The organism is Nonomuraea jabiensis (assembly GCF_014204795.1).
In the GTDB taxonomy this organism is placed as follows: Bacteria; Actinomycetota; Actinomycetes; order Streptosporangiales; family Streptosporangiaceae; genus Nonomuraea; species Nonomuraea jabiensis.
The window spans coordinates 605,675-628,395 of record NZ_JACHMB010000001.1 but is presented as its reverse complement, the minus strand read 5'-3'; the positions used below and the strand labels follow the sequence as shown (position 1 = coordinate 628,395).

The following is a 22,721-nucleotide window of genomic DNA, read 5'->3' as shown; positions in this document are numbered from 1 at the left end:
GCCAAGAGGGGGGAGCGGCTTCTCTTTACCAGGGGGCAAAATGATCAAGAGCCTCGCCGGGACGGTGTTAGTCGCGGCCGCCGCCACCACGCTCATGGCGGCACCCGCCGGCGCGTCGGCCTCCACGGAGACCACGACCGCCGGCGCCCAGCTCATCCGCACCAAGGTCTACTTCGGCCGGTGCAAGGACACGTGCCAGATCAAGGTCCGGGTCCGGAACATCTCGTACAGGACGCTCTACAACGTCAAGCTCAACGCGCGGCTCCGGGTCAACGGCCGGAACGTCGGGACGTGCTACGACTACGTCGGCACCATCCGCTCGCGCGGGACCAAGTGGGCCGCCTGCACCGTGCGGACCCGGGCCCTGTCTCAGTCTTACAACAACTGGCTGGACGGCTACAGCAGCTTCAACCGCTACGCCAACACGTACGTCTCGTACAGGTACTACCGCTGAGCGACCGCCAGGGGCCGGGCCGACCCCCGGCTGGCCCCTGGCTCACGCGGTGACGAGGAGTGCCACCCCGATCAGCACCGCGACCGGAACGAGCCACATCACGGCCTCGACAGCGAACTCCTTGTACATCGCGCAAATCTCCTAACAGCGGCTCGAGTACGTCACTGCGCAGCATAGCGGCCCGCGCCGCCTGCTCGATCCCGGATCAGGCCGTGACGGCGCCGTCCGAGGCGGAGGCCACCGTCGCCATGTACTTGGTCAGCACCCCCCGCTCGACCTCTCTCTCGGGCCGCTTCCACGAGGCGCGGCGCAGCGCCAGCTCCTCCTCCGGCACCACCAGCTCGATCGTCCCCGCCGCGCTGTCGATGACGACCGTGTCGCCGTCGCGCACCAGCGCGATCGGCCCGCCGTGGTACGCCTCCGGCGCCACGTGCCCGACCACGCGCCCGTGCGAGACCCCGCTGAAGCGCCCGTCGGTGACCAGCGCCACCGAGGACCCGAGGCCGCGGCCGACGAGCGGGCCCGTGATCGAGAGCATCTCCTGCATGCCGGGGCCGCCCGCGGGGCCCTCGTAACGCAGGACGATGACGTCGCCCGGCACGATGTGGCCCTCCTGGATGGCGATGTAGCAGTCGTGCTCCGAGTCGAACACCTTGGCCGGGCCCTCGTGGCGGAAGTCGTCCTTGCCGCCCAGCTTGAGCACGCAGCCGTCGGGCGCGAGCGAGCCCCGCAGGATGGCCAGCGCGCCGCGCGGCTTGAACGGCTCGGCCACGCTCGCCACCACCTCCTGCCCCGGCGTCTCCTCGGCGTCGGCCGCGACCTCCGCGAGCGTGCGGCCGTCCACCAGCGTGACGTTCTCGCGCAGCAGCCCGGCCTCCAGCAGGCGGCGCACCACCAGCGAGGTGCCGCCGGCCCGCCACAGGTCCAGGGCCGTGTGGTCGCCGCCGCTCGGCTTGAGCCCCGTGATGATCGGGACCCGGCGGCAGACCTCGCCGATCTCGTCGATGCGCAGCGGCAGCCCCGCCTCGCGGGCGATGGCCAGCAGGTGCAGGACGGCGTTGGTGGAGCCGCCCATGGCGGCGACCGAGACGATCGCGTTGTGCAGGGCGTCCGCGGTCAGCACCCGCGAGGGGCGGGCGTCGCGGGCCAGCGCCTCCATGGCGATCTCGCCGACGCGCCGGGCCGCGGCGTTCTTGTCCTCCGCCACCGCCGGGATGTCGCCCACCCCGAACGGCGCCAGGCCGAGGAAGTCGGCGACGCTGCCCATGGTGTTGGCGGTGTACTGGGCGGCGCAGGTGCCGGCGCCCGGACAGGCGTGCTTGGCCAGGTCGTCCAGCTCCTCCTGGTCGAGGCGGCCGACCGCGCGCTCGCCGAGGGCCTCCCACATGTCTTGGATCGTGACGTCGCGCCCGCGCCACCTGCCGGGCATCATCGTGCCGCTGTAGAGGACGACGGCGGGCACGTCCAGGCGGGCGAGCGCCATGATCCCGGCCGGTACGGTCTTGTCGCACCCCACGATGACCACCAGCGCGTCGAAGCCGTGCGCGCGGCCCATGAGCTCGATCGAGTCGGCGATGACCTCGCGGCTGACCAGCGACGTGCGCATGCCGGGGGTGTGCATCGTGAGGTTGTCGGAGACCGCGATGGTGTTGAACTCCATCGGCGTGCCGCCCGCCGCGCGCACCCCCTCGGCCACGTGGGCGGCCAGCTCGCGGTGGGTGAGGTTGCACGGCATCGTGCCGGTCCAGGTGGAGGCGATGCCGACCACCGGGCGGCGCATGTCCTCCTCCGACCAGCCCATGGCGTACAAGTGGGAGCGGGCCGGTGCGCGGTCAGGGTCGTCGGCGATGCTCAAGGCGGTGTCCTTCGTCGTACGGGTCGTTACGCCTCCATGATCCCGCGCTCACTGTTCGCGCATGCGCCAGGGTGACCCGTACTCCACCAGGAGGTCCAGGAACGGGCCCGGCTCGAACGCCTCGGGCCCCAGCACGCCCGTGCCCTTCCAGACCCCGTTCGCCATCAGTTCCAGGGCGACGACCGGGTTCACGGCGGTCTGCCAGACCACGGCCTGGGAGCCGTACTCGCGCATCGACCACTGGTTGTCCACCACGTGGTAGAGGTACACCTCGCGGGGCCGCCCGTCCTTGACGCCCTTCACCCAGGTCCCGGCGCAGGTCTTGCCCCGCATGCGGTCGCCGAGGCCCGCCGGGTCGGGCAGCACGGCGGCCACCACGTCGCGCGGCGACACCCTGGCGGTGCCGTCGTCGGTCCTGACCGCGACCGGTTCGGTGCGGTCCACGCCGAGCGCGTGCAGGGTCTTGAGCTTGCCGATGAAGTCCTCGCCGAGCCCGTACTTGAAGGTGACCCGCTGCGCCGGGATCCACCGGGGGACCAGCACGACCTCCTCGTGCTCGACGTTGACGCACTCCACGGGGCCGATCCCGTCGGGGAAGTCGAAGATCTCGGGCTCGCTGAACGGCTCGGTGGTGTACCAGCCGCGGTCTTTCTCGTAGATGACCGGCGGGTTGAGGCACTCCTCGATGGTGGTCCAGATGTTGAACGACGGGGCGAACTCGTAGCCGTCGACGGTCAGGTTGGCGCCGTCCCTGATGCCGATCTCCTCGATCTCGTCGAACAGCTCGTCGGCGGCGTAACGGGCGAAGACGTCGGCCAGGCCGGGCTCCACGCCCATGCCGACCAGCGCCAGCCGGTCCCGCGCGGCCCACTCGGCGGCGCGGGCGAACTGGTCGTCGCCCAGCTTCACCCCCACCTCCTCGTACGGGCGGTCGGGGTGCGGCCTGGACATCGACATCGCCATGTCGAGGTAGTCGGCGTCGGCCGCGAGGGCCGCGTCGAACAGCGGCAGCACGAATCGGGGGTCGGTGGCGTTCAGGAGGACGTCGCACCGGTGCTCTTTCAGCAGCGCGGTGACCGCGGCCCGGTCGGCCGCGTCGATCTTGACAGGGGTGAACCGGTCCGCGTGCTCGCCCAGCGCGGCTACGGCGGCCTTGGCGCGGGGGAGGTCGTAGTCGGCGACCACCATGTGGTCGAGGAACGGGCGGCGGGCGGCGATGCGAGTGATGGCGGTTCCCACGCCGCCGGCTCCCACGAGAAGGATGCGCATGACGATAAATCCCCTTTTAGTGCTGTTTTGGGGGGTGTGTCGAGAATTCAACTTCGGTAGGCTCGTCAACGTCAATGGCGTTGGCATAAGGGGGCCGTACTCGTGGCCAAGCGAGTGGTGCCGGAGGCGGCGCGCAGGCGGCGCCGTCCCACCAAACAAGGGCAGGTCCTCACCCATCAGCTCATCGTGGAGACCGCTCTCCGGATGCTCCGCGAGCACGGGGCGGCGGGGCTGTCCGCCCGCCGCCTGGGCCTGGCCCTGGGCGCGGACGCCAGCACGGTCTACCGCTATTTCCGCGGCATGGACGACCTGGTGCGGGCGATCGCGGACGAGCTGATCGGCACCGCGATGGCCGACTGGCGGCCCGCCGGCGACTGGCGCGCCGACCTGCGCGAGCTGGGCCTGCGCATCTACCACGCGTACCTGGCGCACCCGCAGGCCGCGGTGCTGACCGCCAGCCGGGTCACCGGCCGGCCGAACGAGGTGGCCGGCGACGAGGCCATCCTCGGCATCCTGCGCGGTGCCGGGTTCGCGGACGGTGACGCGGTGCGGATCTATCACGCGTTCATCGACCAGAGCCTGGCCTTCGCCATCCTCGACGCCGCCACGCTGGCCCTGCCCAGGGCGGCGCGGGAGGCGGACGAGGAGGTGTGGCAGGCCACGTACGCCCGGCTGCCCGCCCGTACACACCCGAACATCGCCGCGACGGCGCCGCTGCTGGTGGCCGAGATGAACGACAGCGCCTACGCCACGGCCCTCGACATGCTGCTGTCCAGCGCCTCCGCGCAGCTCAGGTGAGCAGGGCCCGGATCTGCTCGGTGCCGCCGTCCCGGAGCCAGGTGCGGAAGTCCAGGAGGCCGGGGTGGCGTTCGCGCAGCGCCGCGATGTCGGCGCGCCACAGTCCGCGCTCGTCCGTGAGGGCGCGTTCGGCTTCCGGGCCGAGTCCGTCGATGGGGAGCTGCCGGTAGGTGGCCTCGCGCCCGACGCTCCGGCTGATCAGCTCCACCGTCTGCCGTAGACGGGAAGGCAGGCAGCCGCGGCGCCGGAACACCGTCGTCAGAGGCGGTTCTTGGCGATGCGCTTGCCGAGGCTTGCCAGGGACTCGTCGGCCATGAGGGCAGGCAGCCGCGGCGCGTCCGCCTCGACCTGGGCGAGCACCGCGGGATGCGCTCCGCAGAACCGGCTCCAGGCCCGCACCACCTCCGGCATCGCCGCGACTCCCGCCTCCGACAGGATGGCCTCCCTGGGCAACCAGTACGTCAGGAACTGGGTGACCCGCGCCGGGCTCCACCACAGCGGACGATCTCCCACGAACTCGGCAAGCTTCTCGAACGCCTCCCGCGCCCCGGGCAGATCCGGCAGCTCGCGGAACCGGCTGATGGTGTCGTCGGGCGCCGGACGTACGAGATCGGGCACCGCGCGGGCCCTGGAGAGGGCGACCGGCCGCACGGCGGGCAGCGTGTCGGCGACCAGCGCTCCCATGATCCGGTCACCCAGCTCGAACGCGTCCAGCACCCGTCCCGCGACCGCCGCCGGCTCCTCGGCCCGCAGGCCCAGGTCGTCGAGGAACTTCACCTCCTCGACGACCGCGTCCACCGCCAGACCGCCGTTCACCTGGTCGATGGCGACGACGAGGAGGTGCGGCTCCTTGCCGTTCTCGTACCGGAACGACAGGGCCGCAAGGGCCTGCTCGCCGTACGGATCCGCCTTGCCGTACCAGCCGCCCTCGCACACCACCCGCCCCATCCGCCGCACCCACCCGGGGAGCGTGTCCACCACCCCGCCCGCAGCCCTCACGTACACACTCTCCGCCACGGGTGCCTGAGCGCCCGCCTCGCTCGAGGGCCCCGCATCGGACACCGGGCCCGCAGCGGATGTGGGGCCTGCGTCGGGCGCGGGGTGTGCGTCGGCGCCCGGGTTGACCGCCGCCAGTGCCGCGAGGGTGAGCCGCGCCTCCGTCCGGCCGTCCTCGGACAGTTGCCGCAGGAAGGGATCCACCTGGTCCGGCTCCAGATCGGCGGCGAGCCGCGCTGCCCACAACTCGGTCCTCAGCGGCGAGCACCATCGGAGGAGGTCGCGGGCCTGGGCGATCGCTGTGGTGAAGGCTGTCGTGCTCACTCTTTGACCGTATCGCCCCGGCCCGCCCTCAGCGCGCGTCGTGGTCGGAGTTGCGCAGCTGTGGTCCGCGTGCGGGTGCGGCGCTTCTCCGTCGGGCGGTCTGGGTCTGGGGCGGGCGCTTCCTCCGGCGCGGGTCGCCGGAGTTCCGCAGCGGCGGTTCGCGAGTCGGGGCGGCGCGGTCCGCACGGGGAGACAGAAGCGACGGCTCCTCCCCACTGGGGGATGCGATTGGCCGCCTCCAGCGGTCCGCGTGCGGGTGCGTCTCCGCAGCCGGTGCCAGGCGTGCGGTGGTGGGCGGGTTGGTGGTGGTGGAGGGAGGGCCGTGGGGTGGAATGCCGTGGCCCCTCGCGCGGAGCGGTTCCGCGGAGGGGCCGGTGGGGTTTTGGGGTGGGTTAGTCGGTGAGGCCCGCCTTGCGGAGGGCTTCGGCCATGGCGCCGGTGGGGGCCGGGCGGTCCTGGCGGCGTTGGCCGCCGCGCTGGCCGTCTCCGCGACCGCGCTGGTCGCCCCCGCCGCGACGGCCGCCGTCCCCACGGCCGCGCTGGTCGTCGCCGCGGCCCTGGGCGCGGTCGCGCTGGCCGCCGTTGCCCTTCCCATCGCCGCGCCCGCCGTCGCCGCGTCCGCCTTCACCGCGGGCACCGTCGCGTCGACCGCCGTCACCGCGACCCCCAGTCCCGCGGCTGCCGTCGCCACGACCGCCGTCACCACGGGTGCCGTCACTGCGACCGCTGTCGCTGCGGCTGTTGCCGCGGCGTCCGCCGTCGCCCGAGGACTGGGTGGGGGTCTCGTCGTCCAGGCGCAGGGTCAGGGAGATGCGCTTGCGCGGGATGTCGACGTCGAGGACCTTGACGCGGACGATGTCGCCGGGCTTGACCACGTCACGCGGGTCCTTGACGAAGGTGCGCGACATGGCCGAGACGTGGACCAGGCCGTCCTGGTGGACGCCGATGTCCACGAAGGCGCCGAAGGCGGCGACGTTGGTGACCACGCCCTCCAGGATCATGCCCGAGGACAGGTCGGAGAGCTTCTCGACGCCCTCCTTGAAGACGGCGGTCTTGAAGGCGGGACGCGGGTCGCGGCCCGGCTTCTCCAGCTCGCGCAGGATGTCGGTGACCGTCGGCAGGCCGAACGTCTCGTCGGTGAAGGTCTCGGGCTTCATCGAGCGCAGGGCCGCGGTGTTGCCGATCAGCGACTTGAGGTCGGTCTTGGCCGAGGTGAGGATCCGGCGGACCACCGGGTAGGCCTCCGGGTGCACGCTCGACACGTCGAGCGGGTCGTCGCCTCCGCGGATGCGCAGGAAGCCCGCGCACTGCTCGAACGCCTTGGGCCCGAGCCGGGGCACGTCCTTGAGCGCCGTGCGCGTACGGAAGGGGCCGTTGGAGTCGCGGTGGCGGACGATGCTCTCGGCCAGCGTGGAGCCGATGCCGGACACGCGCGTGAGCAGGGGCGCCGAGGCGGTGTTGACGTCGACCCCGACGGCGTTGACGCAGTCTTCGACCACCGCGTCGAGCGAGCGGGAGAGCTTGGACTCGGCCAGGTCGTGCTGGTACTGGCCGACGCCGATCGACTTGGGGTCGATCTTGACCAGCTCGGCCAGCGGGTCCTGCAGCCGGCGGGCGATGGAGACCGCGCCGCGCAGGGACACGTCGAGGTCGGGCAGCTCCTGCGAGGCGTACGGCGAGGCGGAGTAGACCGAGGCCCCGGCCTCCGAGACGACGATCTTGGTGATCGACGGCATGTGCTTGACCAGCTCACCGGCCAGCTTGTCGGTCTCGCGGGAGGCGGTGCCGTTGCCGATGGCGATCAGCTCGACCCCGTGGCGCTGGGCGAGCGCACCCAGAACGGCCAGCGACTGGTCCCACTGCCGCTTGGGCTCGTGGGGGTAGATGGTCGCGGTCTCGACGACCTTGCCGGTGGCGTCGACCACGGCGACCTTGACCCCCGTACGCAGACCGGGGTCGAGGCCCATGGTCGGCCGGCTCCCGGCGGGGGCGGCGAGCAGCAGGTCGCGCAGGTTGGCCGCGAAGACCCGCACCGCCTCGTCCTCGGCCGCCTGCCACAGCCGCATCCGCAGGTCGATGCCGAGGTGCACGAGGATGCGGGTGCGCCAGGCCCAGCGCACGGTCTCGCCCAGCCACTTGTCGGCCGGCCGCCCCTGGTCGGAGATGCCGAAGCGGGACGCGATGCGCATCTCGTAGTCGGGGCTGTCGTCCGGCTCCAGCGTGACCGACAGCACCTCCTCCTTCTCGCCCCTGAACATCGCCAGGATCCGGTGCGAGGGCAGCTTCGTGAACGGCTCGCCGAACTCGAAGTAGTCGGAGAACTTGGCCCCCGCCTCCTCCTTGCCCTCGCGGACCTTCGACACCAGCCGCCCGCGGCTCCAGAGCTGCTCGCGCAGGCCGCCGATCAGGTCGGCGTCCTCGGCGAACCGCTCGATCAGGATCGCCCTGGCCCCCTCCAGCGCCGCGCCCGCGTCGGCCACGCCCTCGGTGACGAAGCCCTCGGCCGTGGCGGCGGGGTCGAGCGTCGGGTCGGCGAGCAGCTGGTCGGCCAGCGGCTCCAGGCCGAGCTCGCGGGCGATCTGCGCCTTGGTGCGCCGCTTGGGTTTGTACGGCAGATAGATGTCCTCGAGCCGGGCCTTGGTCTCGGCCGCCATGATCTGCTCGCGCAGCTCGTCGTCGAGCTTGCCCTGAGACTCGATCGACTCAAGGATCGCCGTCCTGCGCTCCTCCAGCTCGCGCAGGTAGCGCAGGCGCTCTTCGAGCGTGCGCAGCTGCGCGTCGTCGAGGGCACCGGTGACCTCTTTGCGGTATCGCGCGATGAACGGCACGGTGGCGCCGCCGTCGAGCAGCTCGACGGCCGCCTGCACCTGGCCGTCGCGTACGCCCAGCTCTGCCGCGATCCGCTGGTGAATAGAGAGCACTTGCCTGCCTTTCGATGGTCCCGCCGGTCAATTGTGCAGGACGACGCCGTCTTTCATGACCAGAGTGCGCGCAGGGTGAACGACCACCGCCTCCGCCGCGCCCCCGCACGGCACGACGACCAGGTCGGCCCGGTCGCCCGGGGACAGGCCGTAGGACTCCAGCCCGAGCGCGCGGGCGCCGCCGTAGGTGGCGGCCTCCAGCGCCAGCTCGATGTCCTCGTCCCTGCGGAACGTGCTGCGGTAGGCGACGTGCATCGCCCGCTCCAGCATGTCTCCGCTGCCGTAGGGACCCCACAGGTCGCGGATGCCGTCGTGGCCGCAGGCGACGGTGACGCCCGCGGCCCGCAGCTTCTTGATCGGCGGCACGGGGAAGCTGTAGACGGCCGCGGTCGCGATGGCGACGCCCGCCTCGGCGAACCCCTGGATCAGGCGGTCCTGGTAGGCGTCGTCGAGCTGGCCGAGCGCGTACGCGTGGCTGACCGTCACCCGGCCGCCCAGCCCCAGCGCCCTGGTGCGCTCGGTGATGAGCTCGAGCTCCCAACCGCCCAGCGACCCGCCGTCGTGCAGATGGAGGTCGAGGTGGGCGCCGTAGCGCTCGGTCAGGCCGAAGATCAGGTCGAGGTGGCGTACGGGGTCGCGGTCGATGCCCGCCGGGTCGAGGCCGCCGACCGCCTCCACGCCGCTCTTCAGCGCCTCTTCGAGCAGCTCGGCGGTGCCGGGGTTGATCAGCACGCCGTGCTGGGGGAAGGCCACCTGGCGAACGTCGACGGGGGCGGAGGCGGCCGCTTCGAGCACGGCCTCCACGCCCCGCAGCCCCACCTGGGGGTCGATGTCGGTGTGGGTGCGGACGTGGGCCGTGCCCGCCGCGCTCATGCGCGCCAGCAGCGCGCCGATCCGCTCGGCGCTCGGCACGCCCAGCTCCGCGCGGCGGCCGAGGTCGTTTCCGATGCGCCCGGCCAGCGTGTCGTCGGCCGAGTGGGGCACCCACGGGCCGCCGTAGAGGGTCTTGTCGAGGTGACAGTGCGCCTCGACGAGGCCGGGCAGCACGAGTTGCCCGGCGATGTCGACGATCCGGGCGTCCGGCGCCTCGACGCCCGGGGCTACGAGGTGGATCCGGCCGTCACGGACCAGGATGTCGGCGGGGGCGCCGCGCCCCCAGGGGTGCCCGCCGCGGAGCAGCACGTCGGTCATGGCAAGCACCCTAAACGGCGGCGCCGACGATTTCCGCCTCTCGGCCGGGACTGGTCACTCTCACGGGTGACGGCCCGCGAAAACGTCGCCGCCGCTCGGCCCCCGACCGGTCGCGTTCAGGCGCGTCGGGGCGCGAAAAGCTCCAGGTGGTAGCAGTAGCGGCAGCGGTACGCGTCGATCTCCCACCTCGGCCGGCCCAGCAGCTTGGCGCCGCCGAAGATCCCGCGCTCCAGCGCGCCCTCGACCCATCTGGCGAAGCCCGGAGGGTTGTCCGAGTCCCGGATGAACCCGGCCTCGAGCCCCTCCTCGCCGCAGTGCGTACAGTGTAAGTTCGGCATGCCCATACAGGTTAGTCAGATCTCGTCGAGGTGGGAGATGTTCGCCACGTCGGCGGAGTCGGCGCTCGGCCGTCCCGCCAGCCAGGCGTCGAGGATCTCGTCGAGCACCACCTCGGACGTGAGCCGCAGGCTGAGCGCCAGCACGTTGGCGTCGTTCCACTTCCTGGCCCCGTCGGCCGTGTAGGCGTCCACGCACAGCGCGGCGCGGATCCCGGGCACCTTGTTCGCCGCGATCGAGGCGCCCGTGCCGGTCCAGCAGCAGACCACCGCCTGGTCGGCGCGCCCCTCGCGCACGTCGCGGGCGGCCAGCTCGGAGGCCCACGCCCAGTCGTCGCGCTCCTCCTCGCTGAGCGCGCCGTGGGTGACCACCTCGTGCCCGCGCCTGCGCAGCTCCGACACGACCCGCTCGGCCACGCCGTCCTTGCTGTCGGCGGCCACCGAAATCCGCATTTGCCCTCCCGTTCCGACCTCAGGTGTATCAAGGGCGGCGGCGCGGACGCCAGCACATGCCCTGGACTGGCGAAATGAGGTGAAGTGTGCTTGGTTGTGTCGCCATATGAGTATTGACGAGAGCGACATTCCGGCGCTCGCCCGTGGGTGCGCCGTCCTGGGCACCGGGGGCGGTGGTGACGTGCGTACCGGATCGCTGGCGGCGATCGGCGCCGTCCGCGAGCACGGCGAGGTCCCGCTGATCGGCCTGGACGAGCTGGACGACGACGCGCTGATCGTGCCGCTGTCCGGCATCGGGGCTCCGACCGTGAGCCACGAGATGATCCACAGCGCGGACGAGCCCAAGCGCATCGCCGAGGAGATCGAACGCCTCTTCGGCCGCCCCCCGAGCGCGATCATGTCCTCCGAGATCGGCGGCTCCAACGGGGTCGCGCCCGTCGCCTGGGCCGCCCGGCTCGGCCTGCCGTTGCTCGACGCCGACGGCATGGGGCGGGCGTTCCCCGAGGTCCAGATGGTGTCGATGTACGTGGCGGGGCTGCCGGCCGACCTGGTGATCATGTCTGACATCGTCGGCAACGTGGTGACCATCCGCCCGGTCGACGGCCTCTGGTCGGAACGGCTGGCCAGGGCGGTCTGCGTGGCCGCGGGCTCGTCCGCGCTGATGGCCGACTACGTGCTCACCACCGTACGGGCCAGGGGAGCGGTCATCGAGGGCACGGTGACCCGCGCCATCGAGATCGGCAGGGCCACGGAGGGCGCCGCGGACCCGCTCGGCGCGCTCCAGGGCAGCCTGGGCGCCGTCCGGCTGATCACCGGCAAGCTGACGGACGTGGAGCGGCGCACCACGGGCGGGTTCGTCAGGGGGACGGCCACGATCGAGGGCACCGGTGACGACCGGGGCCGCCGCCTCACCCTGGAGCTGCAGAACGAGAACCTGGTCGCTCTGGAGGACGGCCGGGTGCGGGCCATGGTGCCCGACCTCATCACCGTCGTGGACACCGAGACGGCCGCCGCCGTCCAGACCGAGGGGCTCAGGTACGGCCAGCGCGTCACGGTGCTCGCCTGGCCGTGCGACCCGCTCTGGCGCACCCCCAAGGGCCTGGAGACGGCCGGGCCGCGGGCGTTCGGCTACGACCTGGACTACGTTCCCGTCGAGGAGCTGACGGCGCATGGCTGACCTGCGGGTGGGGATCGACGTCGGTGGCACGAACACGGACGCGGTGGTGCTCGACGCGGACGGCCGGGTGATCGCCAAGGCCAAGCGGCCGACCACGCCCGACGTGACGGAGGGGCTGCGGGCCGCCCTGGACGCGGTCCTCAGCGAGCTCAGGGAGCTCAGCAAGCTCAGGGCGCTCGGCGAGCTCGGCGAGGGCCAGGCGCGGATCGGCCGGGTCATGCTCGGCACCACGCACGCGACCAACGCCATCCTGGAGCGGCGCAACCTCGGCCGCGTCGCCGTGCTGCGGCTCGGCGCGCCCGCCACCACCTCCGTCCCGCCGCTGTCCGGCTGGCCCGGCGACCTGCGCGCGGCCGTGTCGGCGGGGGAGGCCATCGTGCCCGGCGGCCACTACGTGGACGGCCGCGAGATCGGCCCGCCGGGGCTCGACGCCGTGCGCCGCTTCCTGGACGGCCTGGAGGCCGACGCGGTGGCGGTCACCAGCGTGTTCAGCCCGGCCAGCGGCGATCACGAGCGCGCCGTCGAGGAGCTGGTCAAGGCCGAGTACGGCCTGCCGGTCTCGGTGAGCCACGAGATCGGCTCGCTCGGGCTGCTGGAGCGGGAGAACGCCACCGTGCTCAACGCCGCCCTGTACGGCGTCGCCGCCCACGTGACCGAGGCCCTGGTCACCGCGCTGGCCGAACGGGGCCTGGGCGCGAAGCCGTACCTGGCGCAGAACGACGGCACGCTCATGACGCTGCAGCACGCCGCCCGGCTGCCGGTCTCGACGATCGGCTCGGGTCCGGCGAACTCGCTGCGCGGCGCCGCGTACCTGTCGGGGGTGGCGGACGCGATCGTGGTGGACGTCGGCGGCACCTCCACCGATCTCGGCGTGCTGGTCGGCGGCTTCCCGAGGGAGTCGGCGGCGGCGGTCGAGATCGGCGGGGTGCTGACCAACTTCCGCATGCCCGACATCCTGGCCATCGCGCTCGGCGGCGGCACGGTCGTCCGCAACCCGGGCATCGGCCCCGATTCGGTGGGTTACCGGATCGTGGAGGAGGCGCTCGTGTTCGGCGGCTCCACGGTGACGATGACCGACGCGGCCGTGGCGGCGGGCCGGACCCCGGGCGAGGCGGCCGGGTGGCGCGAGCGCCTGGAGGCCGCCGTCCGGGCGCGCGGCTCGGGTGACATGTCGGAAAGAATGGCAGACACCCTGCAAAGAGCGGTGGCCATCGCGGACGGGATGGTCGTCGACGCCGTGGACCGGATGGCCCTCGGCAAAACGGACAGACCCCTGGTCGCGGTGGGTGGCGGGGCCTTCCTGCTGCCCGACGCCGTCCCCGGCGCGAGCCGGGTCGTCCGCCCCGAGCACGCCGAAGTGGCCAACGCCGTGGGCGCCGCCATCGCACTCGCGAGCGGCAGAGTGGATACGATCTTGCCTGCGGGAGATAGCCGGTCAAAAGCGATCGAAAGGGCCAAGGAGGAGGCGGCGGCGCGAGCCGTCGCGGCGGGGGCGGATCCCTCCGGCGTAGAGATCGTGGACCTCCTCGAGGTGCCGCTGAGCTACCTCTCCGAGCCCGCCGTGCGGGTACACGTCAAAGCCGCCGGACCACTCGCCCGGTGACATACCGAAAGGATCCCCCCTCCATGCGCTGGCACAAGCGTCTGCTCGTCGCCGGGGTCACCGGTGTCCTGGCCTTGACCGCGTCCGCGTGCGCGGGCGGTCAGGTGCGCGGGGCCGGCGGAACCCCCAAGCCGGCGGAGAGCAGCGGCAGCAGCCAACCGGCGGCCTCCCCGGCCGCGCAGGCCAACGACAGCACGTTCGTGTACGTGCCGAACCTCGACGTGGTCACCGACTGGGACCCCGCGACCTCGTACTCCAACGAGATCGTCGCCATGCAGAACATCTACGAGGGCCTGACCAGGTACAACTCCCAGGAGAAGAAGGCCGAGCCGCGCCTGGCCACCGAGTGGACCTCGGCGGACGGCGGCAAGGAGTGGACGTTCAAGCTGCGGCAGGGCGTCAAGTTCCACTCCGGCGCCCCGCTCGACGCCGAGGCCGCCAAGAAGGCCATCGAGCGGACGATCGAGAAGAAGGGCGGCGCCGCCTACATCTGGGACGCGGTCAAGACGATCGACGCGGTGGACGCGTCCACGCTGAAGTTCACGCTCAAGTACGCCACCCCGCTCGACCTCGTGGCCTCCTCCGGCTACGCGGCCTACATCTACGACGTGAACGCCGTGGACAAGGACGGCAAGTCGGACGCCGGCACCGGCCCGTACACGATCGACTCCTGGCAGAAGGGCAAGGAGACCGAGCTCACGCTGAAGGCGTACGACGGCTACTGGGGCGGCTGGAAGCCCGAGCAGTACAGGAAGGTCGCCTACCGCGTCACCCCCGAGATCACCACGGCCTGGCAGCTGCTGCAGAAGGGCGAGGTCAACTTCGTCCAGCGGCTGAACCCGCAGCTCTTCCAGCAGGCCGGGACGACCCCGAACGTGCAGACCTCCGCCTCGCCGTCGTTCCAGAACCTGCTGGTGCTGTTCAACACGGCGGGCGGGCCGACGAAGGACGTCAGGGTCCGGCAGGCCCTGCAGTACGCGATCGACTACGACGGCCTGGTGGCGGCGTTGAAGGGCTCCGGCCAGAAGGCCAACGGCCTGGTGCCGCAGGGGCTGCTCGGCCACGCCAACGACATGGAGCCCAAGCAGGACCTCGCCAAGGCGCAGGCGCTGCTCGCCGAGGCCGGCTACGGCCCGGACAACGCCGAGCTCAAGCTCACCATGACCTACGCGCAGGGCGACGACGACCAGAAGCTGCTGGTCACGCTGCTCAGCTCGGCGCTGAAGAGCATGAACGTGACGCTGCAGGCCAAGCCGATGACCTGGAGCGCGCAGTGGGACCTGGGCAAGAAGCAGGGCCAGGACATCTTCGTCATGTACTGGTACCCGGACTATCCGGACGCCTACTCCTGGTTCGTCAACGTGTTCAAGAGCGCCGACAAGCCGCAGTTCAACCTGTCGTACCTGAAGGACTCCGCCATCGACGCGGAGATCGACGCGCTGCCGCAGCTCACGGCCACTGACCAGCTCAAGGCCGACCAGGCGTACAAGGACCTGCAGAAGAAGATCATCCAGGACCGGGCGGCGGTGGCCGTGCCGTACGTGCAGACCTACCAGCGCGCGCTGACGTCCGACGTCGAGGGGTACGTGGACAACCCCGCCTATCCGAACGTGGTCTTCTTCTACGACCTCAAGAAGCGCGCAAGCTGACGATGTCGCGCTACCTGACCCGCCGGCTCGGCCAGGCCCTCCTGGTCGTGTCCGGCGTGGTCGTGCTCACGTTCGTCGTGATGCGGCTGGTGCCGGGGGATCCGGCGGTCGCGTTCGCCGGGCCGAAGGCCACGCCCGAGGAGCTCGCGGCGGCGCGCAGGCAGTTCGGGCTCGACGACCCGATCCCCGTGCAGCTCCTCAACTACGTGCGCGACCTGCTCGCCGGCGACTGGGGCGTCAGCCTGCGGACCCGGCAACCGGTGCTGGACGACCTCTACGTGGCGTTCCCGGCCTCGCTGGAGCTGGTCGGCACGGCCCTGCTCATCGCGGTCGTCGTGGGCATTCCGGTCGGAGTGCTCGCCGCCCGCTATAAGGCGAAATGTCCGGATCTGGGGGTGCGGGTCGGCAGCATGCTGGCGGTCTCCGTACCCGTCTTCTGGCTGGCCCTGGCCCTCCAGACGGTCTTCGCCAGCAACCTCGGCTGGTTCCCGATCGCGGGCGAGTACGACTCCTCCCTCGACACCACCAGCCCCCTCACCCTCTGGACGAACATCACGATCGTCGACGCCCTCATCACCGGCAACTGGCCCATCTTCACCAGCACGCTCCAGCACCTGGTGCTGCCCGCGCTGGTCGTGGCCGCCTACCCCACGGGCGTGATCGCCCAGATGACCAGGGCGGCGCTCATCGAGGAGTCCGGCCAGGACCACTCCAAGCTGGAGCGCGCGCTCGGGTTCGGCGAGACGTCCATCCTGACCAGGTTCGCCCTCCGGCCCGCCCTGAACCCGGTCCTGTCGCTGATCGCCCTCGTCTTCGCGTACGCGATCGTCAACGGCTTCCTCGTCGAGGCGGTCTTCAACTGGCCCGGCCTGGGCCGCTACGCCGCCGAGTCGATCAAGTCGCTGGACACCCCGGCCATCGCGGGCGTCACGCTCCTGGTGGCCCTGGTGTACGTGCTGGCCAACCTGGTCGTGGACCTCCTCCAGGGCTTCGTCGACCCGCGAGCGAGGGCGCGATGACGAGCGTCGAGGCGCCGCTGCGGCGCAACTTCCTGCCCAGGATCCCCGACCGGTTCGCCGCGTTCGGGGCGGTGCTCATCGTGCTGGTCGTCCTGGCGGCGGTCCTGGCGCCGTGGCTCGCGCCGTACCCGGTGGACGAGGTCAAGCCGCTGGAGAACCTGCAGCCGCCGAGCGCCGCGCACTGGTTCGGGACCGACCAGGTCGGCCGGGACGTGCTCACCCGCGTCCTGTACGGCGGCCGCACCTCCCTGTTCATCGCCGTGGCCGTGCTGGCCGTGTCGGCGGTGGTCGGGGTCACGCTCGGCGTGGTCGCCGGGTACGCGGGCGGCTGGATCAGGGACGTGATCATGCGGATCACGGACATCTTCCTGGCCTTCCCCGCGCTGCTGCTCTCCCTGGCCCTGGCCGTGGTGCTCCAGCCCAGCGTGAACACGGTCATCCTGGCCATCGCCGTGACGTGGTGGCCCTGGTACACCCGGCTGGCGGCCTCCGTGGCGGCCTCGATCGCCACCCGCAGCTACGTGGACGCCGCCCGGTGCCTCGGCGTGCCCGCGCCGCTGATCATCCTCAGGCACGTGCTCCCGAACTCGCTCACGCCCGTCCTGGTCCAGCTCTCGCTCGACGCGGGCGGCGTGATCCTGACCTCGGCGGCGCTGTCGTACCTGGGGCTGGGCGCGCAGGAGCCGACGGCGGAGTGGGGGCTGATGGTGCAGCAGGGGCAGACGCTCTTCACCACGAACTGGTGGGTGGTCACGTTCCCCGGCCTGGCGATCCTGGTGACGGCGTTCGCGTTCAACGTCCTGGGTGAGGGGCTGCGCAACGCGCTCGACCCGCGAAGGGCGGTCAAATGATCGAGGTGCGCGACCTGCGGGTGCGCTACGGCGGGCGCGTCGTGGCCGACGTGCCGGAGCTGGACGTGCGCGAGGGCGAGTGCGTCGCGATCGTGGGGGAGAGCGGCTCGGGCAAGTCGACCACGCTGATGTCGCTGCTGGGCCTCACCCCAGATGCCGAAATTTCAGGTCATGTACGGGTGTGCGGCGTCGACGTGCTCACGGCGTCGCCGCGCAGGCTCCGCGAGATCCGGGGCGCCAGGGTGGCACTCGTGATGCAGTCGCCGCAGGCGGCCCTCAGCCCGGCCACCCGCCTGGGCGTCCTGATGCGCCGCGCCCTCAAGCTCCACGGCATCGGCAGGCCCGCGCACCCACGCCCCGGCCCGAAGGACGGCACCCCTCCGCAACCCGCACCTGGGAAGGGACGGCTGGAGGAGATCATGGGGGAGGCCGTGGAGGCGGTCATGCTCGACCGGGAGATCCTGCGCCGCTACCCCCACGAGATCTCCGGCGGCCAGGCCCAGCGCTTCGCCATCGCGCTGGCCATCGCCCTGGGCGCCGAGGTGATCCTCGCCGACGAGCCCACGAGCGCGCTGGACGTGACCGTGCAGGCCGAGGTGGTCGGCGTCCTGCGCAGGCTGCGGGAGGAGCGGGGACTGGCGCTCCTGCTCGTCTCCCACGACCTGGCCCTGGTCTCGACGATCGCCGACCGGGTGCTGGTCATGAAGGACGGCGCGGTGGTGGAGTCGGGGCCGGCCGCGCGGGTGCTGGCCGAGCCGTCCCATCCGTACACGCGCGAGCTGCTGGAGGCGCTGCCGTGACCATGCTCAGGGCCGAGCGGGTGACGCTCGGCTACGGCCGCACCCCGGTCGTGCACGAGGTGACCCTGGACATCACCGAGGGCGGCGTCGGGCTGATCGGGGAGAGCGGCTCGGGCAAGACGACCCTGGCGCGCGCGTTCCTGGGCCTCCTCACCCCCCTGTCCGGAAATATCTGGTACGGCGACCAAACGCTGAAAAAAGTGGACATGCGGAAGTTCCGCAAAGACGTCCAGCCCGTGTTCCAGGCCGAGGCCCTCGACCCCAGGATGCGCATCGGCACCTCCGTCGCCGAGGCCCTGCCGCGCGGCGCCCGGGGCCGGGTCAAGGACCTCCTCGAACAGGTCGGCCTGGACCCCGACCTGGCCACCCGCCGCCCCCACCAGCTCTCCGGCGGCCAGCGCCAGCGCGTGGTGATCGCCAGAGCCCTGGCGGTGGATCCCCGCCTGCTCATCCTGGACGAGCCCACCAGCGCCCTCGACGTCACCGTTCAGGCCAGGATCCTCGACCTGCTGGCCTCCCTCGACACCGAGCGCCTGCTCATCACCCACAACCTCGCCGTCGTGGGCCGGCTGTGCCGCACCGCGCACGTGCTCTTCGCGGGCCGCGTCGTGGAGTCCGGGCCGACGACCGACCTGCTCGCGAAGCCGGCCCACCCCTACACGCGGGCCCTGCGCGACGCCGTGCCGAAGCTGGGCGGCGCCCCGCCCGAGGCCAAGGGCAGGACGGAGGCCGTGCCCGCCCGGACCGGATGCCCGTTCCGGCTGCGCTGCCCGCTGGCCGCGCCGGAGTGCGAGCGGCCGCCCGTGCTCAGGGACCTGGGCGGCCGCCGGGTCGCCTGCCACCGCGCCGAGGACGTGCTGCTCAGCTGACGAGGCTCTTGAGGTGGGCGCAGAGGTCGCCCGAGAGCTTGTCCATCAGCCTGGACAGCTCCGCCCGGTCCTGCGCCGGCCAGTCCGCGAGCGCGCCCTCGAACAACTCCAGGGTCACCCGGCGGCACTTGCCCGCCACCTCGACCCCCTGCTCGGTCAGCGCGATGCGCCAGGCCCGGCCGTCGTCGGGGTCGCGTACCCGCTCGACCAGCTTGCGCTGCTCCAGCGAGGCGACGTGCCTCGTCACGTGAGGGCTCTCCACCTGCAGTGCCTCGGCGATCGCGCCGATCCTGCGCGGCTCCGGCGCGTCCAGCAGGTGGACGAGGATCTTCACGTCGGGCCGGTCGAGCCGGACGCCGGCGGCCTCGGTCAGGCGCTCGTGCGTCTTGGCGCGGTTCAGCGCGTCCACCACTGAGCGGAACGCCGACACCGTCCTGTTGAGATCTTCGTCCATAACCGATTTGCTTACCTAACTTACGTATGTATTATCTTTTCCTGGTTACTTACCCAAGTTATCTAAAGGAGCCGACATGGCGACAGTCGTCGCGTCCGCGGCACGTACGACGTCCACCAGGAGCCCGTGGCCCGGGGTGGTCGCGCTGGCTTTCGCGGCCTCCATCGCCGCACTGCAGAACACCGCCGTGGTCCCGTTGCTTCCCGTGCTGCAGCGGGAGCTGCACGCCCCGCTGTCCTCCGTGACCTGGACGCTCACGCTGAGCCTCCTGGTCGCGGCGGTGGCCACGCCGCTGTTGTCCCGCTTCGGCGACATGTACGGCAGGCGCCCCATGATCCTCGGCGCCCTGGGCCTCCTGGTGGCCGGCTCGGTCATGGCCGCGCTGGCGCCCTCGCTGACCTGGTTGATGGTGGCGAGGGTGCTCCAGGGAGCCGTGGCCGCGCTGGTGCCGTTGTCGATCGGGGTGGCGCGCGACGTGCTGCCCAGGGAGCAACTGGCGACCGGCATAGGGGTGATCAGCGCGACGATGGGGTTCGGGAGCGGCGGCGGGATGATCCTGGCCGGGCTCGCGTCCGGTGACTTCCACCTGGTCTTCTGGATCACGGCCGGCATCTCGCTGGTGGCCGTCGTGATCGTGGCTTTGCTCGTGAAGGACAGCGCCCCGGCGGGCCCCAAGGGCCGTCCCGACCTGGCCGGCGCGGCGCTGATGACCGCCTGGCTGGTGGCGCTCCTGCTGGGCATCAGCGAGGGCGGCTCGTGGGGCTGGACCTCGCCGGGCGTGCTCGGCCTGTTCGCCGCCGCGGCGGCGCTGGCGGCGGTCTGGGTCGTGGTCGAGCGCCGGGTGGCCGAGCCGCTGGTGGAGATGGCGATGCTGGTCCACCGGGGCACGGTCGGCGCCACGGTGGCCTCGATGCTGCTCGGGTTCTCGTTCTTCACCCTCATGACGGGCACGTCCAGCTTCGCCCAGGTGCCGGCGGTGACCGGTTACGGCTTCGGCGCCTCCACCCTCCAGGTGGGCTTCTTCCTGCTGCCGAGCACGATCTTCATGCTGGTCATCTCGCTGTTCGCGGGCCGCATCATGCGCCGCTTCCGGGCCTCGTCCATGGTGGCGGCGGGCTCGGCGATCACGGGGCTGGCGGGGCTGTGGCTGGTGGTCGCGCACAGCAGCCCGGCCCACCTGTACGTGGCGACCTCGCTGATGGGCATCGGCCTCGGCGTCGGCTACGCGGCGCTGGGCACCATGGCCGTGGAGCACGTGGACCCGGGCAAGACGGCCCTCGCGGCAGGCGTGAACGCGCTCGTACGCATCGTGGGCGGCAGCACGGCAGGCGCGGCCATCGCCGCCATCCTGGCCGCCCAGCCGGGCGTGGGCGGCTACCAGTGGGTCTTCGGGACGGCAGCCCTGGCCGGGGCCACGGCCGCGCTCTTCGCGGCCGTGTACGGGCGGCTCAACCGCACGATGGTCACAGCGCCTTCAGGCCGCTGATCACCTCGAGCAGCACCTTCGCGTCGGGTGCGGGGGGCGGGTGCTCGACCTGCACGAGCTGCTGCGCGTGCAGGTCACCGACCAGCACCCGCACCACGCCGATGGGCAGGTTGAGCTCGGCCGCGACGTCCACGAGCCGGGTCGGTTTGGTGCACTTCTGCATGATGATCAGATGTTCGGGGCCCAGGCCCATCGGGGGCGCCAGGCCGCCGGCCGTGATGATCACCGCGATGAGGTCGATGGCCTCGCTCGCGGGGACCGTACGGCCCCTCGTCAGCAGGTAGGCCGGGACGATAGGACCGGCGTCCTCGTCCAGCCAGCGTTCGTCACTCACTGCGCACCACCCGCATGGGTCGAGCGGGTTCCTTCACGTGGGCCTCCGGTTCGGGCTCGGCCACGTGCTCTTCCGGGATCAACACGATCGCGGTGGTCCCTCCATATGGTGAACCGCGTAACGTCACGCGGATGTCGTGCCTGGCGGCCAGGCGGGAGACGACGAAAAGGCCGAGCCGGTCGCTGTCGGCCAGGTCGAACTCCGGTGGGCTGGCCAGCCGCTCGTTGAGTTCGGCCAGCTCCTCTGCGCTCATCCCGAGCCCGCGGTCCTCGACCTCGAAGACGAAGCCGCGGGCCGCCACCTCGCCGCGCACGATGACCGGAGTGTGCTTCGGCGAGTAGACGGTGGCGTTCTCGATGAGCTCGGCGATCAGGTGGATCACGTCGCCGACCACGGGTCCGGCCAGGCGCTGGCCGGACATCGGCTCGACGGTGACCCGCTGGTAGTCCTCCACCTCGGCCGACGCGCCGCGGGCCACGTCGAGCAGCGGCACCGGCCGGCTCCAGCCGCGGCCCGGGGTGGCGCCCGACAGGATGATCAGGCCCTCGGCGTGGCGGCGCATGCGGGTGGTCAGGTGGTCGAGCTTGAACAGGTCGTCCAGCGCGTCCGGGTCGGTGGCCCGGTGCTGCATGTCCTGCAGCTGGATGCGCTGGCGGTGCAGCAGGGTCTGGCTGCGCCTGGCCAGGTTGCGGAACACGTGCCCGACGCCCTCGCTGAGCTGCGCCTGGCCGACCGCGGCCTCGACCGCCGTCTGCTGGACGGTGGAGAACGCCTGGCCCACGTCGTCGATCTCGACCGTGGTGCTCGCCACGGACAGCGCCGGCATCTCGACCTTCTCGCCCTTGCGGAGCTTGGCGACCACGTGGGGGAGCCGTTCCTGGGCCACCTCCAGCGCGGCCAGCCGGAGCGCGCCCAGCTCCTTCGACAGCCGGTTGCCCATGCGCAGCGAGAACGCGATCGACACGACCACCAGCCCCAGCGCCGTCCCCGCCAGCAGGAGCGCCCTGGACAGCACCTGGTCGGCGATCGGCTCGGTCCGCGCGTTCAGCACCGAGCTGGCCCGCATCAGCGTCTCCTGGAACGACTTGGACAGCCCCTCCGTGAGGCTGAGCCAGCTCCGTGGCGCCTGCCCGGCGATGATCTGGTCCTCCATGATCCGCATCCGCTGGTAGGCGGGGGAGGTGATCAGAGCCACCTGCTGGTCGCGCAGGCTCGGGTCGAGCTCGTTGAGCGACTGGTCGACCAGGAAGCGCCGGTTGCCGACGAGCTGGGTGAACAGCCTGCGCTCGGCGGGCTGGGTCGGCCCGAACGCGACGGCCTGTTCCCTGGTGAGCAGCTCCTTGGCGTACCCGAGGTCGATGACGATGCGCGACTGCTCGTAGATCGGGATGTCGTCGATCAGCGCGACCCGCTTGTGCAGGCCGAAGAGCGTGTCGTTGATCGCGCTGTAGGCCTCCACGGTGTGCAGACGGTCGAACAGACCCGTGTCGATCTCGCCTCGGATCGCATCGAGCCTGTCGAGTTGCGTGTACACCGCGTCCACTTGTGTGCGGATCTCTTCCGATCGGTCCTTGGATTTGCTGGAGAGCTGCCTGAACGCGTCACTGGCGGCGTCGGTGCGGGTGCGCTGCGCGGCCACGGAGGACTTGTCCCCCGAGTTACGCAGGAGCCTGGCCGAGACTAGACGTTCACGCTGGATCTCGCTGATCAGTTTGTACGCGGGAAGACGGAGGTTCGTCCAGAGTGTCTTGTATTGACGCAGCTCCAAGCTCTCGGTGGCGGTGACGGCGGTGATGACCCCCCACAAGACCACCATGGAGGCCAGCGGCACGAGTAGTAGTCCGATGATCTTCATCCGGATCGTTCGGCTACGACCCATGACA

21 protein-coding genes are annotated in these 22,721 nt (G+C 71.6%); 10 read left to right on the top strand and 11 right to left on the bottom strand.

Going from position 1 to position 22,721, the window contains the following annotated elements; translation table 11 throughout:
* Positions 1–40: 40 nt before the first annotated feature.
* Positions 41–454, top strand: a complete 414-nt coding sequence (locus tag HD596_RS02685; RefSeq protein WP_185067718.1) for a hypothetical protein — start codon at positions 41–43, stop codon at positions 452–454.
* A gap of 205 nt (positions 455–659) precedes the next feature.
* On the opposite strand, the gene ilvD is transcribed toward HD596_RS02685, so the two are convergent.
* A complete protein-coding gene (gene ilvD, locus HD596_RS02680) occupies positions 660–2,309 on the bottom strand; it encodes a dihydroxy-acid dehydratase (RefSeq protein WP_185067717.1) in 1,650 nt (549 codons plus the stop codon).
* A gap of 48 nt (positions 2,310–2,357) precedes the next feature.
* Positions 2,358–3,578 (bottom strand): saccharopine dehydrogenase family protein, encoded by a 1,221-nt coding sequence (locus tag HD596_RS02675; RefSeq protein WP_185067716.1) that lies wholly within the window; start codon positions 3,576–3,578, stop codon positions 2,358–2,360.
* Between the two features lie 102 nt (positions 3,579–3,680).
* Between HD596_RS02675 and HD596_RS64610 the strand changes: the two genes are divergently transcribed.
* A complete protein-coding gene (locus tag HD596_RS64610) occupies positions 3,681–4,376 on the top strand; it encodes a TetR/AcrR family transcriptional regulator (RefSeq protein WP_185067715.1) in 696 nt (231 codons plus the stop codon).
* Here HD596_RS64610 and HD596_RS02665 read toward each other — a convergent pair.
* The 6 genes from HD596_RS02665 to HD596_RS02640 all read right to left on the bottom strand — a co-directional run bounded on the left by HD596_RS02665 (position 4,369) and on the right by HD596_RS02640 (position 10,596).
* Positions 4,369–4,584, bottom strand: coding sequence for a hypothetical protein (locus HD596_RS02665; RefSeq protein ID WP_185067714.1), 216 nt, complete (start codon positions 4,582–4,584; stop codon positions 4,369–4,371). The two genes, HD596_RS64610 and HD596_RS02665, sit on opposite strands and share 8 nt — an antisense overlap.
* Before the next feature lie 50 nt (positions 4,585–4,634).
* Positions 4,635–5,696, bottom strand: a complete 1,062-nt coding sequence (locus HD596_RS02660) for a hypothetical protein (protein WP_185067713.1) — start codon at positions 5,694–5,696, stop codon at positions 4,635–4,637.
* A gap of 392 nt (positions 5,697–6,088) precedes the next feature.
* Complete coding sequence (locus tag HD596_RS02655) at positions 6,089–8,617, bottom strand: Tex family protein (protein WP_185067712.1); 2,529 nt, start codon at positions 8,615–8,617, stop codon at positions 6,089–6,091.
* A gap of 27 nt (positions 8,618–8,644) precedes the next feature.
* Positions 8,645–9,808, bottom strand: a complete 1,164-nt coding sequence (locus tag HD596_RS02650; protein ID WP_185067711.1) for an amidohydrolase — start codon at positions 9,806–9,808, stop codon at positions 8,645–8,647.
* A gap of 116 nt (positions 9,809–9,924) precedes the next feature.
* Entirely contained in the window at positions 9,925–10,146 is a 222-nt protein-coding gene (locus tag HD596_RS02645; RefSeq protein WP_185067710.1) for a hypothetical protein, read from the bottom strand.
* 15 nt (positions 10,147–10,161) lie between these two features.
* Positions 10,162–10,596, bottom strand: coding sequence for an RpiB/LacA/LacB family sugar-phosphate isomerase (locus tag HD596_RS02640; RefSeq protein WP_185067709.1), 435 nt, complete (start codon positions 10,594–10,596; stop codon positions 10,162–10,164).
* 106 nt (positions 10,597–10,702) lie between these two features.
* On the opposite strand from HD596_RS02640, the gene HD596_RS02635 reads away from it, so the two are divergent.
* Genes HD596_RS02635 through HD596_RS02605 form a run of 7 tightly spaced genes read left to right on the top strand, consistent with a single transcriptional unit; the run spans position 10,703 to position 18,564 of the window.
* Positions 10,703–11,773 (top strand): S-methyl thiohydantoin desulfurase family protein, encoded by a 1,071-nt coding sequence (locus HD596_RS02635; protein WP_185067708.1) that lies wholly within the window; start codon positions 10,703–10,705, stop codon positions 11,771–11,773.
* The gene (locus HD596_RS02630) at positions 11,766–13,376 is read left to right on the top strand and encodes a hydantoinase/oxoprolinase N-terminal domain-containing protein (RefSeq protein ID WP_185067707.1); all 1,611 of its coding nucleotides are present in this window, start codon (positions 11,766–11,768) and stop codon (positions 13,374–13,376) included. The genes HD596_RS02635 and HD596_RS02630 overlap by 8 nt, the downstream gene beginning before the upstream one ends.
* A 23-nt stretch (positions 13,377–13,399) precedes the next feature.
* A complete protein-coding gene (locus HD596_RS02625; RefSeq protein WP_185067706.1) occupies positions 13,400–15,025 on the top strand; it encodes an ABC transporter substrate-binding protein in 1,626 nt (541 codons plus the stop codon).
* A gap of 2 nt (positions 15,026–15,027) precedes the next feature.
* Positions 15,028–16,044 carry an ABC transporter permease gene (locus HD596_RS02620; RefSeq protein WP_185067705.1) on the top strand — a complete coding sequence of 339 codons (1,017 nt, stop codon included), beginning with the start codon at positions 15,028–15,030 and terminating at the stop codon, positions 16,042–16,044.
* Entirely contained in the window at positions 16,041–16,895 is an 855-nt protein-coding gene (locus HD596_RS02615) for an ABC transporter permease (RefSeq protein ID WP_185067704.1), read from the top strand. The genes HD596_RS02620 and HD596_RS02615 overlap by 4 nt, the downstream gene beginning before the upstream one ends.
* The gene (locus HD596_RS02610) at positions 16,892–17,695 is read left to right on the top strand and encodes an ATP-binding cassette domain-containing protein (protein ID WP_185067703.1); all 804 of its coding nucleotides are present in this window, start codon (positions 16,892–16,894) and stop codon (positions 17,693–17,695) included. The genes HD596_RS02615 and HD596_RS02610 overlap by 4 nt, the downstream gene beginning before the upstream one ends.
* A gap of 2 nt (positions 17,696–17,697) precedes the next feature.
* A complete protein-coding gene (locus HD596_RS02605; protein WP_221520161.1) occupies positions 17,698–18,564 on the top strand; it encodes an ABC transporter ATP-binding protein in 867 nt (288 codons plus the stop codon).
* On the opposite strand, the gene HD596_RS02600 is transcribed toward HD596_RS02605, so the two are convergent.
* Positions 18,557–19,018 (bottom strand): MarR family winged helix-turn-helix transcriptional regulator, encoded by a 462-nt coding sequence (locus tag HD596_RS02600; protein WP_185067701.1) that lies wholly within the window; start codon positions 19,016–19,018, stop codon positions 18,557–18,559. The two genes, HD596_RS02605 and HD596_RS02600, sit on opposite strands and share 8 nt — an antisense overlap.
* A 76-nt stretch (positions 19,019–19,094) precedes the next feature.
* Between HD596_RS02600 and HD596_RS02595 the strand changes: the two genes are divergently transcribed.
* Positions 19,095–20,504, top strand: coding sequence for an MFS transporter (locus tag HD596_RS02595; RefSeq protein WP_185067700.1), 1,410 nt, complete (start codon positions 19,095–19,097; stop codon positions 20,502–20,504).
* Here the strand turns inward: HD596_RS02595 and HD596_RS02590 are convergent.
* Together HD596_RS02590 and HD596_RS02585 are read right to left on the bottom strand one after the other, a co-directional pair.
* A complete protein-coding gene (locus HD596_RS02590; protein WP_185067699.1) occupies positions 20,482–20,838 on the bottom strand; it encodes a DUF742 domain-containing protein in 357 nt (118 codons plus the stop codon). The genes HD596_RS02595 and HD596_RS02590 overlap by 23 nt on opposite strands.
* Positions 20,831–22,717 carry a sensor histidine kinase gene (locus HD596_RS02585; RefSeq protein ID WP_246554078.1) on the bottom strand — a complete coding sequence of 629 codons (1,887 nt, stop codon included), beginning with the start codon at positions 22,715–22,717 and terminating at the stop codon, positions 20,831–20,833. The genes HD596_RS02590 and HD596_RS02585 overlap by 8 nt, the downstream gene beginning before the upstream one ends.
* Positions 22,718–22,721: the final 4 nt, after the last annotated feature.

Bases quoted from the DNA above. Each gene is read 5' to 3' on its own strand.
- HD596_RS02685 (WP_185067718.1), top strand. From the start codon at position 41: ATGATCAAGAGCCTCGCCGGGACGGTGTTAGTCGCGGCCGCCGCCACC.
- HD596_RS02675 (WP_185067716.1), bottom strand. From the start codon at position 3,578: ATGCGCATCCTTCTCGTGGGAGCCGGCGGCGTGGGAACCGCCATCACT.
- HD596_RS02650 (WP_185067711.1), bottom strand. From the start codon at position 9,808: ATGACCGACGTGCTGCTCCGCGGCGGGCACCCCTGGGGGCGCGGCGCC.
- HD596_RS02645 (WP_185067710.1), bottom strand. From the start codon at position 10,146: ATGCCGAACTTACACTGTACGCACTGCGGCGAGGAGGGGCTCGAGGCC.
- HD596_RS02640 (WP_185067709.1), bottom strand. From the start codon at position 10,596: ATGCGGATTTCGGTGGCCGCCGACAGCAAGGACGGCGTGGCCGAGCGG.
- HD596_RS02635 (WP_185067708.1), top strand. From the start codon at position 10,703: ATGAGTATTGACGAGAGCGACATTCCGGCGCTCGCCCGTGGGTGCGCC.
- HD596_RS02630 (WP_185067707.1), top strand. From the start codon at position 11,766: ATGGCTGACCTGCGGGTGGGGATCGACGTCGGTGGCACGAACACGGAC.
- HD596_RS02625 (WP_185067706.1), top strand. From the start codon at position 13,400: ATGCGCTGGCACAAGCGTCTGCTCGTCGCCGGGGTCACCGGTGTCCTG.
- HD596_RS02620 (WP_185067705.1), top strand. From the start codon at position 15,028: ATGTCGCGCTACCTGACCCGCCGGCTCGGCCAGGCCCTCCTGGTCGTG.
- HD596_RS02615 (WP_185067704.1), top strand. From the start codon at position 16,041: ATGACGAGCGTCGAGGCGCCGCTGCGGCGCAACTTCCTGCCCAGGATC.
- HD596_RS02610 (WP_185067703.1), top strand. From the start codon at position 16,892: ATGATCGAGGTGCGCGACCTGCGGGTGCGCTACGGCGGGCGCGTCGTG.
- HD596_RS02605 (WP_221520161.1), top strand. From the start codon at position 17,698: ATGCTCAGGGCCGAGCGGGTGACGCTCGGCTACGGCCGCACCCCGGTC.
- HD596_RS02600 (WP_185067701.1), bottom strand. From the start codon at position 19,018: ATGGACGAAGATCTCAACAGGACGGTGTCGGCGTTCCGCTCAGTGGTG.
- HD596_RS02595 (WP_185067700.1), top strand. From the start codon at position 19,095: ATGGCGACAGTCGTCGCGTCCGCGGCACGTACGACGTCCACCAGGAGC.
- HD596_RS02585 (WP_246554078.1), bottom strand. From the start codon at position 22,717: ATGGGTCGTAGCCGAACGATCCGGATGAAGATCATCGGACTACTACTC.